Source organism: Bradyrhizobium dasycarpum (genome assembly GCF_042019905.1).
Classification (GTDB): Bacteria; Pseudomonadota; Alphaproteobacteria; order Rhizobiales; family Xanthobacteraceae; genus Bradyrhizobium; species Bradyrhizobium japonicum_B.
Genome location: NZ_CP169574.1, coordinates 151,368 through 167,968 on the forward strand (window position 1 = coordinate 151,368; position 16,601 = coordinate 167,968).

At 66.9% G+C, this 16,601-nt stretch carries 9 protein-coding genes and 2 pseudogenes; 6 read left to right on the forward strand and 5 right to left on the reverse strand.

Features of this window, described 5'->3' with window-relative positions:
• Window positions 1-135 precede the first annotated feature (135 nt).
• A complete protein-coding gene (locus ACETMP_RS00690; protein WP_375159542.1) occupies window positions 136-1,935 on the reverse strand; it encodes a caspase family protein in 1,800 nt (599 codons plus the stop codon).
• Between the two features lie 164 nt (window positions 1,936-2,099).
• On the opposite strand from ACETMP_RS00690, the gene ACETMP_RS00695 reads away from it, so the two are divergent.
• A complete protein-coding gene (locus tag ACETMP_RS00695) occupies window positions 2,100-2,543 on the forward strand; it encodes an RbsD/FucU family protein (protein WP_375159543.1) in 444 nt (147 codons plus the stop codon).
• Here ACETMP_RS00695 and ACETMP_RS00700 read toward each other — a convergent pair.
• Entirely contained in the window at window positions 2,536-2,919 is a 384-nt protein-coding gene (locus ACETMP_RS00700; protein ID WP_375159544.1) for a VOC family protein, read from the reverse strand. The genes ACETMP_RS00695 and ACETMP_RS00700 overlap by 8 nt on opposite strands.
• Window positions 2,920-3,062: 143 nt before the next feature.
• Here ACETMP_RS00700 and ACETMP_RS00705 point away from each other — a divergent pair, with 143 nt between their 5' ends.
• Window positions 3,063-3,422, forward strand: coding sequence for a hypothetical protein (locus ACETMP_RS00705; protein ID WP_375159545.1), 360 nt, complete (start codon window positions 3,063-3,065; stop codon window positions 3,420-3,422).
• A gap of 274 nt (window positions 3,423-3,696) precedes the next feature.
• Here ACETMP_RS00705 and ACETMP_RS00710 read toward each other — a convergent pair whose 3' ends face one another.
• Entirely contained in the window at window positions 3,697-5,112 is a 1,416-nt protein-coding gene (locus ACETMP_RS00710) for a hypothetical protein (protein ID WP_375159546.1), read from the reverse strand.
• A 75-nt stretch (window positions 5,113-5,187) separates the two neighbouring features.
• On the opposite strand from ACETMP_RS00710, the gene ACETMP_RS00715 reads away from it, so the two are divergent.
• Window positions 5,188-6,384 carry an MFS transporter gene (locus tag ACETMP_RS00715; protein ID WP_375159547.1) on the forward strand — a complete coding sequence of 399 codons (1,197 nt, stop codon included), beginning with the start codon at window positions 5,188-5,190 and terminating at the stop codon, window positions 6,382-6,384.
• Here ACETMP_RS00715 and dgcA read toward each other — a convergent pair.
• Complete coding sequence (gene dgcA / locus ACETMP_RS00720; protein ID WP_375159548.1) at window positions 6,354-7,349, reverse strand: N-acetyl-D-Glu racemase DgcA; 996 nt, start codon at window positions 7,347-7,349, stop codon at window positions 6,354-6,356. The two genes, ACETMP_RS00715 and dgcA, sit on opposite strands and share 31 nt — an antisense overlap.
• A 133-nt stretch (window positions 7,350-7,482) precedes the next feature.
• Between dgcA and ACETMP_RS00725 the strand changes: the two are divergent.
• The 3 genes and pseudogenes from ACETMP_RS00725 to ACETMP_RS00735 all read left to right on the forward strand — a co-directional run bounded on the left by ACETMP_RS00725 (window position 7,483) and on the right by ACETMP_RS00735 (window position 10,299).
• Window positions 7,483-8,618: pseudogene (locus ACETMP_RS00725) on the forward strand (MlaE family ABC transporter permease).
• Window positions 8,619-8,620: 2 nt separating this feature from the next.
• The gene (locus tag ACETMP_RS00730; RefSeq protein ID WP_375159549.1) at window positions 8,621-9,403 is read left to right on the forward strand and encodes an ABC transporter ATP-binding protein; all 783 of its coding nucleotides are present in this window, start codon (window positions 8,621-8,623) and stop codon (window positions 9,401-9,403) included.
• Window positions 9,404-9,432: 29 nt separating this feature from the next.
• Complete coding sequence (locus tag ACETMP_RS00735) at window positions 9,433-10,299, forward strand: MlaD family protein (protein WP_375159550.1); 867 nt, start codon at window positions 9,433-9,435, stop codon at window positions 10,297-10,299.
• Between the two features lie 262 nt (window positions 10,300-10,561).
• Here the strand turns inward: ACETMP_RS00735 and ACETMP_RS00740 are convergent.
• Window positions 10,562-16,265, reverse strand: a pseudogene (locus ACETMP_RS00740) (negative regulator of septation ring formation).
• Window positions 16,266-16,601: the final 336 nt, after the last annotated feature.

A 16,601-nucleotide genomic window follows, 5' to 3' on the forward strand; every position in this document is an offset into this window, starting at 1 on the left:
AAGGGGCAGAGCGTCACCGCTCTGCCCCTTTCTTTGTGTCTATTGTCTTTGTGTCTGCTGGCTTCGAACGATCCGCTTGCTCGGTGCAACCTCCCCCGCTTGCGGGGAGGGAGCACACCTTCTTCGTTCGCGCGATCAGCGCATGAAGCCGCTGCGGCGATTTCCGCCATTGCTCATGCTCGGCGCCTGGTTCATCGACTGCCGGAAGTTGCTGTTGCTGTTGACCATGCGGCTTGGCATCGAGTTCAGCTGCGGACGGTTGGTCTGGACGCTGTTCTGCACCTTGTTCACCGGGTTGTTGTTGAGCTTCACGATGCCGGTGTTGCCGTTGTTGACGCGGATCGGCTGGTTCTGGGTCTGAACGGCCGGCTTTGCGTCGATCGTCGCGCCGCCCTTGCCGATGTTTACCGGCATGCTCACGATCTTGCCCGGCTTGCCATTGACGTTGCCGCCGTCCGGCTTGTTGCTGGTCGCAGGCAGCGTCACGATCTTGCCGATGCCGCCCTTGTTGGTGGTGGTCGGCGCGGGCAGGGTGACGATCTTGCCCGGGGTCTGCGACGGCGTGCCGTTCTGCTGGTTGTTGTTGCCAGCCGGCAGATTGACGATCTGGCCGCCATTGCCGGGCTTGCCGATGACATTACCGTCGATCGGCTTCTGCACGATCGGCAGGTTGCCGTTGAGCTGACCGCCGCCATTGCCCTGCTGCAGCAGCGGCATGTATTTCTGCTGGCCGAGATTGCCGATCTTGAAGGTCGGGACAATGTTCTGCGGCGCCAGGAACTTGGTCGCCTGCATCAAGGGGATCTGCTTCGGCTGCGCCTGCAGCTTCAGCGCGACCTGCGCATAGGGGCTGTTGCCGTAGCTGTCATAGAAGCTCTTGTACGCGACTGGCGAGTTCGCCAGGACGGTCTTGTGCCAGGCCTGCGAGATCAGGATGTTGTTGAGCAGCCAGCGCACGTGGTCGCACAGCGGGTCGTGCGGATACATCCGGATGAACTCCTGATAATATTCCGGCCGGCCCTCGGACACGACGTAGTCATAGGCCTGACGCGTCGAACGGCTCGGCAGGTTGGAGGCCATCTGAACCACGGGCGCCTTCACCGGCGCACGGTTGGCGGCAACGGCAGTGTCGCCGAAGAAGGTGAAGTCGCTCGTCAGCGAGGAGCTTTCCCACGGGATCTGCGCGCCGCTGGTGGTCTGGTTCACCTGCAGGCGGACGCGCTTGAACAGCTGCTCGATCGGCACGTTGGGCTCGCGCGCGACGTTGAGGAAGGCTTGCGTGTACGGGCTGTGGCCGCCGGTGCCGTCGAGCGCCTCGGCGCCCGGCGCGGTCGAGTAGCCGACGATCGAGCCGTTCGGCGCATCGACGATGGCAAGGCCGCGGCCGGCGTCGTTGACCTCAGGGAACGGGTTGTTGCGGCAGGCATCGAGGATGACGATGCGCATGCGGCTCGGGATCGTCTCCAGCGTCGACATCACGTCGACGAGGCGCACCGAATTGTTGACGAGCTCGGTCGGGCTGGAGACCTTGGCGTCGACGGGAACGAGATAGTTCTCGCCGGCGAGCTGCACGCCGTGGCCGGCGTAATAGACCATCGCCACCGTGTTCGGACCGCGCGAAGCGACCTTGGCGGAGAAGTCCTGGACGACGCGCAGCATGTCGTTCTGGGTCAGGTCGGTCGCGGCAACCACCTCGAAGCCGGCGGAATTCAGGAACTGCGCGATCGACTGGGCATCATCGTCGGGGTTCGCAAGCTGCGGCGCGTTCTGGTAGTTCGCATTGCCGATCACCAGTGCCACCCGCTGCTCGGGGCCTTGCAGCGCGGCGGCGGCAGGCTGGACCGGGGCGACTTGCGCGGACACGGGCCCGCAGGTGAAGCCGAACAGGCTTCCCACGAGGCTGGCCGTCATCAAAAAAGGCTTTAGGCGGAACATGGCGTGCTCCTTTGGCACTCATCTCGATACGAGATTGGTTGCGACCAAGCCTGGCCGCGTTCGAGCGCGAGGTCCGTGATCCCTGTCACCATGGTGACGGACGTGATCTGAATCACGCTTGGAACCTGCTATGGTTAGCGATCGCTGAGCGGAGCCGCCGTCCCATGCTGAAATCGATCGATCCGATCCTGACGCCCGACCTGCTCTGGCTGCTGGCTTCCATGGGCCACGGCGACGATCTCGTGGTCGTCGACGCCAACCACCCGGCCACGCATATCGCTCGCAGCACATCGTCGCAGCGCCTGATCCAGTTGCCGGGCATGACGATGGAGACCGCCGTCCGCGCCATCATGTCGGTCTATCCGCTCGACGATTTCGATCCCGATCCGGTGCGCGTGATGATGCCGGTCGATGATCCCGATCGCGTGCCCGAGGTGCAGCGCGCGGTGCTCGCCGAGATCGAACGCGCCAGCGGCAGTCCGGTCAGTCCCGGCAAGCTCTCGCGATCCGATTTCTATCGCGCGGCGGCGGCGGGCTTTGGCGTCGTGCAGATCGGTGACAGCAGAGGCTATGGCTGCTTCCTGATCCGGAAGGGCGTGATCAGCTAGCGGGCCTCATCAGCGCCGAGGGCCAGCCGATCCTAACGAGGAGGCCGTCAGGGCCGTTGATGCCGAACTCATACATGCCCCATTCGCGGTGACGCAGCACGCCGCCTGGACGGATGATGAGATCGTCCACGCGCGCCGCGATGGCCTCGACCTCGGGCGTGCGGATGAAGATGCCAAAGGGATTGTGCGTCGGCACGCGCCATGGGTCATCCCCGGCTTGCGTGAGATGCACCTCGCATCCCCAGCCCGTCACGATGACATAGCCGGCATCGCCGCCGCTGCGCGCAAAGCCGAGGCGTTCCCAGAACGGAATTGCAGCGGCAAGATCGTTGCTTGGAACGATGGCGAAAGCGCCGACGTGCGGGGTTTCAGACATGCGTTCATTCCGCAATATTATTCGCCCAGCTGCTGCTGCTGCGCTGGCAAGCTTATCGGGACAGGCCGACATGTCGAAGCGGCAAAAGGCCCCCCACTCGAATTTGAATGGTCTTCCGACAGGCGAGCGTCTATCGTCAATTCATGTCTCGCCTCATGTGTCTATTCGTTGCCATCATCCTGTCTCTGCTGCCCGCCGTCGCGCCCGCTGAGGCCGCGCAAAAGCGTCCCAAGCCGGTCTGGAAAGGCTATGGATTCCTGCCGGGCTATCGCCAGCCGCTGAGCAACAGCATCCCGCTCTACAAGCAGAAGGACGCGATGCGGCGCCTCGCGCGCAACGAGCGCCGCCACTGGTACATCGATCCGGTTCCGCAATATTACCGCTGGGACGGCGAATGGCACTATTTCGGCCGCCCCGGCTTCAACGGCGGCCGCTACAACGGCGGCAGCTTTGGCCCGTGCTGGACCCGCACGCCGATCGGTGCGGTGTGGAATTGCGGGTGAGGAGGCGCGGCGGTCAGCGCTTCCGTGTCATTGCGAGCGTAGCGAAGCAATCCAGAGTCTTTCCGCGGAGGGGATTCTGGATTGCTTCGTTGCGCTCGCAATGACGATGCGGTGAGGGTGCGCCTCTTCCGCTTGCGTGCCCCGGACGCAGCGCAGCGCTTCTTCAGCGGTGCGCTGCTGAGCCGGGGCCCATGTTGCGACTGAGAGTGCGGCCTCTGGTCCCGGCTCTGCGCTTCGCTCGTCAGGGACACGAAAGTGAGTACGCAGCGCCCCCTTACGAGAAGAACGCGATCTTCTCGGCCTGGGTCATGCGGCGGATCGGGGCGAGGGGATCGTTGGCAGGCGTGCGGGGCTTTTGCAGAATGCCGCTGGCGAGAATGGTGGCGCCGAGCGAGGGCTCCGGCACGGGCGAGGGCGTCGGCATCATCGTGGCCGGGGCCGCGGCGAAGGTGGCACTGGCCGCCATCGCCGGGGCCGGCTGCTCCCTCACCTCGGCGGCCGCCTCCGCGATGGCGTCGGTGAGGCGCGCAAGCGAGTCCATCGATATGGGCGCGTCGGCAGGCTCTTCGACCACGGGTGCGACGACCGGCTGAGGCGCGATCGGCTCGGCAGCGACGGGCGCTGCGGACTCTGCTGGTCTCGGCTCCGGAACGGCCGCGTCCATCTCGGCCGGCGCGATGATCTCGTCGAACTCCGGATCGGGCGCCGCCATCTCCAGCGCGATGGCCTCGAGCACGGCGTCGTCCTCGGCCTGCGCGGCAGCATCGAGCGCGAGCGCGTCGGCGACGTCCGACAATGCGGTGGATTCAGCTGCCGGCTCTTCAAACGAGACGTCTTCAGCCGCGGCATCTGCACGCGCGACATGCTCCGGCACGACCTGGTCAAGCGCGGCGTTTTCGACAGCGACCTGGCTATCGGCCGCAATCTCCGTCGCGACGGCGGTGTCCATTGCCTGCTCGGCCGCGGCGAACGCTTCGGTGGCGCCGGCCCTCTCCACGACGGCTTGAGGCGCGGCACTTGCTGCGACGTCCGGCGCCGTCTCCGTAAAAGCCACGGGTGCTTCGGCGGCCATCGCCTCCGGCGCGGTCTCGACAGGCGCTTCGGCGACGGATGACGGCGCCTCCTGCACCGGAGCCGCCGCCGGCTTCGTTGCGTCGCCCTCGGTCTGCTCGACCCGGTCCTTCAGCAGATCGAAGGCGATCCTGAGCTCGACGCGGGGATCGATGGCCTGGGCCTGACCGCAGGCGGCCTCGATCGAGGCGAGCTGCGAATCAATGAGATCGCAGATCTGCCCGTCGGCGCCGATCTCGCGCCAGCGCCAGGAGATCTCCTTGATGATGCGCACCCCGCGCGGAATCGGCGCGAGGCTGGCTTCGATGGCCGCGGGGTCGAACGCCGCAAGCGCAATGGTCTCGGCCTCGCGAATCGCGCGGCGGATCTCGACCAGCGCCTCGGGCAGGCGGTCCTCGACGACGGGTTGCCGCTGTGCCGCAAGGGTTTCCTCGATCTTCGCGACCGCGTCGAGCACCATGCGCGTGTCGGCATTGCGGTTGCGCTTGGCGTATTCGCCGAGGAACCAGCGGCCGCGTGCCGTCTCCATGAAGGCTTCGCGGATCGCGTCGTAATCCTGCTCGTTCGGCTCGGCCGCGCGGGCAGACATAGGCGAGAGGGCGAATGCTTCGTTGGCCATGACGATCTCGTCGCGCAAATCACTACGCGTTACTGTAACGATCACCACGATATCGACCGAATCGCAATTGGTTTGATGCAGTCCGAATCACAAATCCCCATCGCGGCATCGAGGAAGCGGCGATTCGCCGTCAGCCTCGCCCTGTTCTATTCGGCTGTGTTCGCGGTCTCGGGCACGCATCTGCCGTTCTTTCCGGTGTGGCTGAAGGCGATCGGCATCGACGCGGCCTGGATCGGGCTGATCAACGCGCTGCCGGCGATCACCCGCTTCACCACGTTGCCGCAGGTGACCGCCTTTGCCGAGAAGCGACAGGCCATCCGCGCCGCCATGATGCTGTCGGTGCTGGCGACCGCGATCGGCTTTACGGCGGTCGGCCAGCAGCAGCAGCCGCTGGCACTGTTCCTGATCTATGCGCTGACCTGCGTGATGTGGACGCCGACGATGCCGCTGACCGATGCCTATGCGCTGCGCGGCGTCGCCCGTTACGGGCTCGATTACGGACCGTTGCGGCTGTGGGGCTCGGCAGCCTTCGCCGCGGGCTCGCTCGCCTGCGGCTATCTCGTCGACGTCATCGCCGCGCGCGACCTGATCTGGATCATCGTCGCATGGGCCGTCGTTGCGGTCGCGGCCAGCCTGCTGCTTCAGCCGCTCGACGATCTCAGGCGCAAGACGGCGGAGAGGCATGCCGGCAAGGCGCTGCTGCGCGATGCCGGCTTCTGGGCCGTCATCGTCTCGGCGGCGCTGATCCAGGGCAGCCACGTCGCCTACTACACCTTCTCGGCCATCAACTGGCAGCTCCACGGGATCAGCGGGCTGACCATCGCGGGGCTGTGGACGCTGGGCGTGATCGCGGAGATCGTGGTGTTCGCGCTGTCGCCGCGCTTTTCGCTGCATCCCTCCACCATGATCGCGATCGGCGGGCTTAGCGCTGTGGTGCGCTGGATCGTCACCGCGAACGAGCCGTCGCTGGTGCTGCTCGCGATTGTGCAGCTCGGCCACGGTTTCACCTTCGGCATGACCATCGTCGGCACGATGAATCTCCTGGTGCAGCGCGTGCCGCCGCATCAGATCGCACGAGGTCAGGGCTATTACGCCGCCTGCAACGGCCTGTTGGGCGCCACTACCTCGATCGCGTCAGGCACAATCTACGCCCGCATCGGCGACGGCCTGTACTACGTCATGGCGGCGATGGCCGCATGCGGCGCGCTGCTGATCTGGTCGGCGCGGCACCGGCTCATGGCTCAGCCCCAGAGCGAGGCGTCCGGCGGATAGACCAGGCTGTCGTCGTAACGCAGCCCGTGGTCGCGGTCGCGTGCGAGCAGCAGCGGGCCGTCGAGATCGACGAAGCGCGCCTGCGGCGTCACCAGCATGGCCGGGGCCATCGACAGCGAGCTCGCGACCATGCAGCCGATCATGATCTCGAAGCCGAGCGCCTGCGCCGCATCGGCCATCGCGAGCGCCTCGGTGAGGCCGCCGGTCTTGTCGAGCTTGATGTTCACGGCGTCGTAGCGCTCGCGCAAGGGAGCGAGCGAGGAGCGGTCATGCACGCTCTCGTCGGCGCAAACCGCGAGCGGCCGCTTGATCCGCGCCAGCGCCTCGTCCTGGCCCGCCGGCAGCGGCTGCTCCACCAGGGTGACGCCGACGGCGGCGCAGGCGGCAAGGTTGGCTTCCAGATTGGCTTCGGTCCAGGCCTCGTTGGCATCGACGATCAGCTCGGATTCGGGCGCCGCCTTGCGCACCGCCGCGATCCGTTCCGGATCGCCGTCGCCGCCGAGCTTGATCTTGAGCAGCGGCCGGTGCGCCGCCTTGGCGGTCGCGGCGGCCATGGCCTCGGGGGTCCCCAACGAGATCGTGTAGGCGGTGGTGCGCTCGCCCGGCACCGGGCGCTCGAGCAGGTTCCAGGCGCGCAGGCCGGCCGCCTTGGCCTCGAGGTCGATCAGGGCGCAATCCAGGGCGTTGCGGGCCGCGCCGGGCGCCATGGCGGCCTGGAGCGCCTGCCGGGAGATACCGTCGGCGACGGCCTGCTGCATGGCCTGGATGGCCTCCAGCGTCGCCTCGGGAGTCTCGCCATAGCGGGGATAGGGCACGCACTCGCCGCGGCCGGTCAGCCCGTCCCGGCTCACCTCCACCATGACGGTCACGGCCTCGGTTTTCGCCCCGCGGCTGATGGTAAAGCTGCCCGCGATCGGGAAGCGCTCGATTCGCGTCGCCAGGGAGGCAAATTTCATGGAAGTCATTTTGAACTCTGGCGAAATCTGAACCTGCTAGTTACCTCTAGCAACTAACATTAACCACTTGGGGATACCTTCTCTGGGTAAGGGCGCGTGCGCAACTCTGTGATTTTCTCCGCCCCGGTACGGGAGCGGACATTTGGATAGCGATCCGAAGCTGGAACGGATTGCCAAGGGCAACGCGCTGGCACTTTGCGCCACTGGGACCTGGACCGCGAGCTTCGCGCCGGTGCTGGAACGGATGGTAGCCGACGCCGAGAAGCTCGCCGGCGGCCCCCAAAGCATCTTCATCGACGTCTCCGAAGTCGCCAAGCTCGACACCTTCGGGGCCTGGCTGATCGAGCGGCTGCGCCGCAGCCTGACCCCCAAGGCGCCGTCGAGGCCCAGATCGCGGGGCTGTCCGCCAATTATTCCAGCCTCGTCGACGAGGTGCGGCGGGTCAGGGCGGGGGCCGTGGTCGACAGCAGCCCGATCACCATCGCCGGCATGCTGGAGCAGATCGGCCGGACCGTGGCCGGCCTAGCCGGGACGGTCGCGGGCCTCGTCGACATGCTCGGTGCCGTGCTCGCGGCATGGTTTCGCGTCCTGATCCATCCGCGCTCGTTCCGCCTGACCTCGACCGTGCACCACATGGAGCAGGTCTGCTGGCGCGCGGTGCCGATCATCGTGCTGATCACCTTCCTGATCGGCTGCATCATCGCCCAGCAAGGCATCTTCCATTTCCGGCGGTTCGGCGCCGACATCTTCGTGGTCGACATGCTCGGCGTGCTGGTGCTGCGCGAGATCGGTGTGCTCCTGGTCGCGATCATGGTCGCGGGCCGCTCGGGCAGCGCCTACACCGCCGAGCTCGGCTCGATGAAGATGCGCGAGGAGATCGACGCGCTGCGTACCATGGGCTTCGATCCGATCGAGGTGCTGGTGCTGCCGCGCATGATGGCGCTGGTTCTGGCGCTGCCGATCCTGGCGTTCCTCGGTGCCATGGCCGCGCTCTATGGCGGCGGGCTGGTGGCCTGGCTCTATGGCGGGGTCGAGCCCGAAGCCTTCCTGCTGCGCCTGCGCGACGCCATCTCGATCGATCATTTCATCGTCGGCATGGTCAAGGCCCCGGTGATGGCGGCGGTGATCGGCATCGTTGCCTGCGTCGAAGGGCTTGCCGTGCAGGGCAGCGCGGAATCGCTGGGCCAGCACACCACGGCCTCGGTGGTGAAGGGCATCTTCTTCGTCATCGTGATGGACGGCGTGTTCGCCATCTTCTTCGCCTCGATCGGGATGTGACGATGGCAAGAGAAGTTCAAAGCGAGATTCAAAATCCCATCATCCGCGTTCGCGACGTCACCGTGCAGTTCGGCACGACGCGCGTGCTCGACGGCCTCAACCTCGACGTCAAGCGCGGCGAGATTCTTGGCTTCGTTGGCCCGTCGGGCGCGGGCAAATCCGTCTTGACGCGCACCATCATCGGTCTCGTGCCCAAGGTCGCAGGCTCGATCGAGGTGTTCGGCGTCGACCTGGATTCCTCCAGCACCGCGCAGCGCCGCAACGTCGAGCGGCGCTGGGGCGTCCTGTTCCAGCAGGGCGCGCTGTTCTCCTCGCTGACCGTGCAGCAGAACATCCAGTTTCCGATGCGCGAATATTTGCGGGTCTCGCAGCGGCTGATGGACGAGATCACCATGGCCAAGCTCGCCATGGTCGGCCTCAAGCCGGAAGTGGCCGAGCGCTTCCCGTCCGAGCTCTCCGGCGGCATGATCAAGCGCGTGGCGCTGGCGCGGGCGCTGTCGCTCGATCCGGACCTCGTCTTCCTGGACGAGCCGACCTCGGGCCTCGATCCCATCGGCGCCGGCGACTTCGACGAGCTGGTCAGGACGCTCCAACGCACTTTGGGGCTGACGGTTTTCATGGTAACCCACGATCTCGACAGCCTTTACACCGCGTGTGACCGCATCGCCGTTTTAGGGAACGGTAAGATCATTGCGGCAGGGTCGATCGCCGACATGCAGGCCTCGCAGCATCCCTGGTTGAGGCAGTATTTCCATGGCAAGCGCGCCCGCGCGGTCATGACTTGAGTAGCTGGGATGAGTAGCCGGAGCACCTGATGGAAACGCGGGCGAACTACATCTTGATCGGGTCGTTCACGCTGGCGGTGATCGCCGCGGCGATCGGCTTCGTGCTGTGGTTTCAGTCGCTGCATACCACCAAGCAGCGCAGCCCCTTGCGTGTCGTGTTCGAGGGCCCGGCGGCGGGCCTGCGCAACGGCGGCAGCGTCAACTTCAACGGTATCCGGGTGGGCGAGGTGGTCTCGGTGAAGCTCGACAATCCGCGGCGGGTTGTCGCACTCGCCATGATCGAGAACAACGCCCCGATCCGCAAGGACACCCTGGTCGGCCTCGAATTCCAGGGCCTCACCGGCGTCGCCGCGATCTCGCTCAAGGGCGGGGACGAGGCGGCGGCCCCGCCGCCGCTCGACCAGGACGGCATCCCGACGCTCACCGCCGATCCCAACAAGCTGCAGGACGTCACCGAGGCGATCCGCGCCACGCTGCAGAACGTCAACAAGATCGTCGCCGACAATCAGGAATCGGTGAAGAACTCGCTGAAGAATCTGGAGACCTTCACCAACTCGCTGGCGCGCAACTCCGAGAAGATCGACGGCGTGATGGCCAAGGTCGACGGCGTCATGCTCAAGGCCGACAATCTCATGCTCGGCCTCAACACGCTGGCCGGCGGCAAGGACGGCGGCGAGCTGTTCCAGGCGGTGAAGTCGATCCGCGAGCTCGCCGACGATTTCGACAAGCGCTCCGGCGCGCTGATGGCCGACGGCCGCCGCACCCTCGGCGACATCAGCCGCGCCGTGAACAATTTCGACCGCAACCCGACCCGCGTGCTGTTCGGCGCCAGCAACTCGTCACAGCCCGCACCGCCGCCCGAACCGCCGAAGCCGGCGGCGACGCCGAGACGGTAGGGGGTAGGAGCCATCACGTTCCTTCATTGTCGCGCCAGCTCTCGTGTCCCGGCCGCGCTGCAATGCGTTAGCGTTGCTGTGCAGAGCCGGGATCCCAGACGGCGACACACGCAATGCCGCGACATGGGCCCCGGCTCTGCAGCGCACCGCCGAAGGGGCGCTGCGCTGCGTCCGGGGCACGGCAGCGAGGATGCAAATAAAAAAACGGAGGCCGCGAGGCCTCCGTTTTTCATTCGTTATTTCGCCACTCGCTATTCGCCGCTCACCCCAGCCGTCCCGCCGCGTGCGCCAGCAGCGTGTAGACCAGACCCGTCTCCGAGGTCAGGTGGCTGCGCAGCTCCTGCGGGCCGCGGCCGTCGCGAGCGACTTCGTCGAGCAGGCGCTCGAACTCGGCGACGTAGCGGTCGACCGTGCCCTTGAAGTTGCGGTCGGCGCGGTACTTGCGGGCGACCTCGTCGAAGGCCTTCTGGCCAGCGGGCGTGTAGAGGCGCTTGGTGAACGCCTTGTTCTCGCCGCGCTGGTAGCGGTCCCACATCTCGGCGGCGAGGTTGCGGTCCATCAGCCGGCCGATGTCGAGCGACAGCGATTCCAGCGGATTGCTGCTGGCCTGCGGGGCCGGCGGCTGCGGCGCGGCGCGGCCACGGGGAGCCTCACGTCCGGTCGGGGCGCCCTGATTGGCGTCGGTCCGGCTGAGCAGGTCCGACAGCCAGCCGTCACGGCCCTGGTCGTTGCCGGAAGGCGCGACCGGCGGCGCTTCGGTGCGGCGCGCGGCCGGCATGCCGAGGTCCGGCGGCGGCAGCGTTGAGGCGCTGCCGGTGTCGCGCATGCGGGTCTCGGTCGCGCGGTTGCCCGCAACGGCCATCACCGGCTCTTCCTGGCGATGCACGGCGACGGAGGCGCGGCCCGCCGTGGTGACGTCGAGGCCGCGGCCGTGCTGGGCCACGATGCGGTTCAGCTCGGCGAGCGCCTCGATCTGGTCGACGATCACCTTGCGCATCTGCGCGGTGCTCTCGGCGGCCTCCTGCGGCATCTCGAGCACGCCGCGGCGCAGCTCGTTGCGGGTGGCTTCGAGCTCGTTGTGCATCTCGAGGGCCATCTGCTTCATGCTGGCGACGAGGTTGGTGAACTTCTCGGTCGACTGCTTGAACATCGCGTCCGCCTCGTCCGTGGTCTGGCGGTAGATGTCGTGCATCGCCTCGATGGTCTGGCGGTGCTCCTCCTCGGAGGCCACGCGCACCGCCTCGAACTGGCGGGTAATCGCGGCCGAGCCGGCGCCGGCGGTCTCGGCGACGACGCGGGCGATATCGCGGGCACGCTCCTCGGCCGCGGCCAGCGATTCATCGAGCAGGCCGGTGAAGCGCGACAGACGCTGGTCGAGATCGGCGGTGCGCAGGTCGATCGTGGTGACCAGCGATTCCAGCGCCTGCTTGCGCTCGGCGAGCGAGGCGGTGGTGTTCTTGTTGCTCTGCTCGACGACCTGGGCGGCCTCGACCAGCGCCTTGCCGTGCGCGTCGAACTGGGTCGACAGCTCGCCGAGATCCTGCAGCGCCTTGGTGGTCTTGCTGTTGAAGACGTTGAGCTGCTCTTCCAGGTTCTGCGTCGCCGCGCCGTTGCGCGAGGTGACGTCGTTCATCGCCGAGACGAAGTCGGCGACGCGCGTCACCAGCGCCCGCTCCAGCGAGTTGAGATTGTCGTGCGCACCGGTCAGCACTTCCTGGAGCAGGATGTTGCCTTCGCGCAGACGCTCGAACAGCGCCACGGTGTCGGTGCGCAGGATCTTGCTGGTCTCCTGCATCTCGGTGACGGCCGCGACCGAGACCTGGCGCGATTGGTCGATCGCCGAGCGCGAGGCCTGCTCGAGGTCCTTGAGCGACTTGCCGACCGCGCTGGTGGCGATCTCGCTCGCCGCGTTGATGGTGCGGGCGACTTCCGAGCCGTTGCCCATCATGGTCTGCGAGAAGGCCTGGCCGCGCGTCTCGATCGACTTCAGCGCGTCCGAGGTGACGCGGTCGATGTCGAGCGTGAGCTGGCTGGTCTTCGAGCCGATCGCGTCGACCAGCGCGCCGCGCTTGGCGTCGATCATGTTCGACAGGCGGTCGGCCTGCTGCTGCACGTAGGTGACGATCTCGTCGGTCTTGCCGGTCATGGCCTGGCCGAAGCTGGAGCTGGCGGCGAGCACCGAACGTTCGACGTCGGCCGAGCTCGACTTGACCCGCGAGCTCGCCTCGTTGGAGGCCGAGATCAGCGCGTTCTGGGCGTTGAGCGCGCTGGTCTGGATGTCGTTGGTCGCGTTCGCGGCGGCCGCGCTCAGCGTGCGCTCGATCTCGGTCGAGATCGAGCGGATCTGGCTCGCGGCGTCCGCCGAGGTCGAGGTCAGCGAGGTCTGGGCCTCACGGGCGCTGTTGAGGATGGTCGAGGTCGAGGCGGTGTCGGCGCCGACCGCGGTCAGCGTGCGCTCGATGTCGGTGGTCAGCGACTTGATCTGGGTCGCCGCGTCGGTCGACGCCGAGATCAGCGTGCCCTGGGCCTCGCGCACGCCGCTGGTCAGCGCCTCGATGGTAGCGCCGCCGGCGGTCGCCAGCGCGCGCTGCATCTCGGCTGCGAGCGAACGGACCTGGCTGGTCTGCTCGGCCGAGACCGTGAGCAGAGTGCTCTGGGCGTCGCGGGCGCTGGTGGTGATGGTCTCGGCGGTCGACTGGCCGACCTGCGAGAGCGAACGATGCACCTCGGCAGCGAGGGACTTGACCTGGTTCGCCGCATCCGAGGATGCCGTGACCAGCGTGCTCTGGGCCTCGCGGGCGCCGCTCATGATGGTTTCGGCCGTCGAGGTGCCGGCCATGGTGAGCGAGCGCTGCACGTCCGAGGACAGCGCCTTGATCTGGTTGGCGGTCTCGGTCGAGGCCGCGATCAGCGCGCTCTGCGCGTCGCGGGCGCCGGCAGTGATCGATTCCGCCGTGGTGGTGCCGGCCAGCGACAGCGAGCGCTGCACGTCGGTGGTGAGCGTCTTGACGTGGTTGGCCGCATCCGAGGACGCCGTGACGAGGGTGGTCTGCACCTCGCGCGCGCCGGCCAGGATCGAGGCGGCGGTGGCCGCGCCTGCCGCCGACAGCGTGCGTTCGACGTCGGCCGCGAGCCCCTTGATCTGGGTGGAGGCTTCGCCCGACGCCGCGACCAGGGTCGACTGCGCCTCGCGGGCGCTGCTCAGGATCGAGTTCGCAGAACCGGTGCCGGCCGCAGTCAATGCGCGCTCGACCTCGGCGGAGGTCATCTTGAGCTGGGCGTTGACGTCGGAGGAGACCGTCATCAGCGACTGCTGGGCGGCGCGTGCGCCGGTCTGGATCGTCTCGCTGGTGTTGACGACGAGGTTGGTGAGCGAGCGCTCGGCGTCCTCGACATGCGAGCGGATCGCGGTCGAAATCATCTCGGCGCGGGACATCATGTCCTCGCTGGCCTGGCGGCCGCTGCTCTCGATGCGGCCTGCAACGGCCTCGACGCGCGAGCCGAGCAGGTCCTCGAACTGCGCCACGCGCACGTCGATGTCGCTCGCGACCGAGCCGACCTTGGTCTCGATGGCCTGCTGGATCTCCTGGAAGCGCGCGGTGACCGTGTCGGTCAGGTGCATGCTGCGGCCGTCGATGATCTCGGTGACGCCGGTAATGCGGCGGTCGACCGCTTCGATCGCCTGCGCGGTGCCGTCCGTCAGCGTCGAGGTCAGCAGCGTCAGGCGCGTGTCGATCGACTGCACGGCCTGCGATGCGCCGTTCGTCACCGAGGTGGTCAGGTAGGTGAGGCGGCTGTCGATGGACTCGAGCGCCTGCGAGGCGCCGCCGGTGAGCGTCGTCGTGAGGTAGGTCAGACGGGTGTCGATCGACTGGATGGTTTGCGACGCGCCGTCGGTCAGCGTGCTCGTGAGGTGGTTGAGGCGCGCATCGATGGTTTCGACGGCCTGCGACGCACCATCGGTCAGCGTGCTTGTGAGGTGGGTGAGGCGGCTGTCGATCGACTGGATCGCCTGGGCGGCACCGTCGGTCAGCGACGACGCCAGCGTGTTGATGCGTCCGTCGATCGTCTCGGTCATCGACTTCGCACGGCTGTCGAACGATTGCTCGAGCGCGGTGACGCGGCCCCCGAGCTGCTCGTCGAAGGTCTTGATGTGGCCTTCGATCGTGGAATCGAGGCCGGTGATCTTGCCGTTCAGCGAGGCGTCGAAATTGCTGACGCGTTCGCCGATGGTGGTCTCGAACTGCGCCAGGCGCTGGTCGAGGATCGCGGTGATCTCGCCGCCGTTGGCGGTGAAGCGGGTGTCGAAATTGTCGACATAGGTCTTCAGCGACTCATGGATGTCCTGCGTGCGCTGGCCCATGCGCTCGACGATCTCGCCGCCGAAGGTCTTCACGGTGCGGTCGAACTCGGAGATGTGGCGCGTGATCAGGGCGCCCAGCGTGCCGGAGTCGCGGGCGAATTTCTCGACCAGCTCGGTGCCCTGATTCCTGACCAGTTCGTCGAACGCGCTCATCTGCAGCGACAGCGAATCGTGCGCGGTCTCGGTCTGGCTGACGACCTTGGCGACCAGGGTGTTGACGGTGGCGTCGAGCGCCTCGCTCGCCTTGTCGCCGCTCGTCATGATCTGGCTGGCGAGGCGGTTGCCGGCGTCGTCGATCTTGGCGGAGATGTCGTTGGAGCGCAGCTCGAGCTCGAGCAGCAGCGAGTCGGACGAATTCTTCAGGCTGTCGTGCACCTGCTCGGTGCGCTCGGAGATGCCGTCGACGATCGCAGCGGAGCGCTGCTCGAATTCGCCGGTGATGCGGTCGATGCGCTCGTTCAGCATCTCGTGGACGCGGTCGGCGAGGTCGACGAACTCGTCGTGGACGTGGCCGGTCTTGAAGTTGAGGCTGGTGGTCAGCCGCTCGCTGGCGTCGAGCACGGCGCGCGTGGTCTCGTTGCTGGCCTCCTCGAGGCGGTCGAGCAGGTCGCCGCCGCGCTCGCCGAGCGCCAGGATCATGTTGTCGCCGGCATTGCTCAGCGCGCTGGTGATGTGGGCGCCGCGCTCTTCCAGCGCGCCGGTGATGGACTTGGCGACCTCGTCGACGCGCGAGGCGATCGCGTCCGAGATCAGCGCGATGTCGTGGCGCAGATCGATCTGCACGCCGGAGATGGCGCTGCGGACCTGCTCGGCCTGGCCGACCAGGTTGTCGCGCTGATGCGCGATGTCCTGGAGCAGGGCGCGGATGCGCACTTCGTTGTCGGAATAGGCGCGTTCGAGCGCGGCGACCTCGTTGGCGACCAGCGTCTCGAAGCTCGCCGGCGCGCGCGATGGCGCGCTCGATGCCGTCACCCATCGCCGCGACCTCGCGGCGGATGGCCTGGCCGACGGTGACCATGGAATCGGAGGCCGAGCCCTCGGGTTCGGAGAAGCGGATCGCGACCTGCGCCATCGCCTGCGCGATCATGCGCATTTCCTGGCCGCGCCAGACCAGGCTGGCGAGGAAGTAGAACAGCATGATCGGCGCGAAGAACATCGCGATCAGGCCGGCGATGACGAGCACGCCGCCGCTCTGGCCCATGGCGGCCTGGATCGAGGGCAGGAAGCCGAACGTCAGCGCGGCGCAGGCGGCAAGCCAGACGCCGGCGAAGATGGTGGCGAAGGTATAGACGCTGCGGGCAGGGCGGCCCTTCTGCAGCGCCTGCAGCAGCTGGCCGATGGTCTCGCGGTCGTCGTTGGCGGCGCGACGCGAGGCGCGCGGCTCCTCGACCGGGTCGAACACGGTCGAGCGTTCGTTCGCGGCAGGACGCGGCTCGAAGCTCGGCTCGTCGAAGGCCGGAGGCGCCACGGGGGGCGCCGTCTCGTTGCGCATCGCGGCGTTGCGGCTGGTGTCCGCAGCGGTGTCGCTGATGTTGAGGGCTTCCTGGATTGCAGAAAGCGCGACTTCTGTGGGGTCTTTGACCTTTTTCGGAGTGTTCGCCATGTTCAGTCCGAGCCCTCGTTACTTGTACGCGTCCCCCCGCGAGCCCTGCGCCCTGCGCAAGCCCACAGACCGGATCATGCCGCTTGCGCGGATCTCCGAGCCGTCCCCACCCGGACGGCTTGTCCGCCAATTTCCGCAACATCCTATTGGCAGAGCGTCGCGAATGAAATGCCCGCGATTAAGACATTCTTAATCATCGTTAACAGGATCGCGCCGTAACGCCTTAGCAATAAATGAAATTCTCCACCGGACTCGGCCGATTGCGGCAACTTTTCGTCAATAAACGGGCAGAACTGCGTCTCCGACCCCAAACATTTCGTTAACCATTTCCATGCT

Bases quoted from the DNA above. Each gene is read 5' to 3' on its own strand.
- ACETMP_RS00735 (WP_375159550.1), top strand. From the start codon at position 9,433: ATGGAAACGCGGGCGAACTACATCTTGATCGGGTCGTTCACGCTGGCG.
- ACETMP_RS00705 (WP_375159545.1), top strand. From the start codon at position 3,063: ATGTCTCGCCTCATGTGTCTATTCGTTGCCATCATCCTGTCTCTGCTG.
- ACETMP_RS00730 (WP_375159549.1), top strand. From the start codon at position 8,621: ATGGCAAGAGAAGTTCAAAGCGAGATTCAAAATCCCATCATCCGCGTT.
- dgcA (WP_375159548.1), bottom strand. From the start codon at position 7,349: ATGACTTCCATGAAATTTGCCTCCCTGGCGACGCGAATCGAGCGCTTC.
- ACETMP_RS00700 (WP_375159544.1), bottom strand. From the start codon at position 2,919: ATGTCTGAAACCCCGCACGTCGGCGCTTTCGCCATCGTTCCAAGCAAC.
- ACETMP_RS00715 (WP_375159547.1), top strand. From the start codon at position 5,188: ATGCAGTCCGAATCACAAATCCCCATCGCGGCATCGAGGAAGCGGCGA.
- ACETMP_RS00710 (WP_375159546.1), bottom strand. From the start codon at position 5,112: ATGGCCAACGAAGCATTCGCCCTCTCGCCTATGTCTGCCCGCGCGGCC.
- ACETMP_RS00690 (WP_375159542.1), bottom strand. From the start codon at position 1,935: ATGTTCCGCCTAAAGCCTTTTTTGATGACGGCCAGCCTCGTGGGAAGC.
- ACETMP_RS00695 (WP_375159543.1), top strand. From the start codon at position 2,100: ATGCTGAAATCGATCGATCCGATCCTGACGCCCGACCTGCTCTGGCTG.